At 46.9% G+C, this 207-nt stretch carries 1 pseudogene; it reads right to left on the bottom strand.

Annotation, left to right across the window (positions count from 1 at the left end):
* A pseudogene (locus VQ643_RS16475) lies at positions 1-207 on the bottom strand (IS3 family transposase); the annotation flags it as partial.

The raw sequence follows: 207 nt of genomic DNA, 5'->3' as shown, positions 1-207 counted from the left end.
TAGTCGTTGGAACGCTCAGCGCGTCAGGCTTATTTCGCTTGATGCGTTCTCTGGGTTTGATACGCAAGTTCAGCTCCAGCTCACAGTAAATGCGGTAAACGCGCTTATGGTTCCATTTAAAACCTTTGACATTACGCAGGTACAAGAAGCATAGGCCAAATCCCCAGCGCTTTTTATTGTCGGTTAATCGAAGCAGCCAATCAGCAA

It is taken from the genome of Pseudomonas sp. F1_0610, from assembly GCF_047470865.1.
Taxonomy (GTDB): domain Bacteria; phylum Pseudomonadota; class Gammaproteobacteria; order Pseudomonadales; family Pseudomonadaceae; genus JAZDRH01.
Note: the sequence above shows the minus strand (reverse complement) of the source record. Positions and strands in the feature narration are given on the sequence as shown.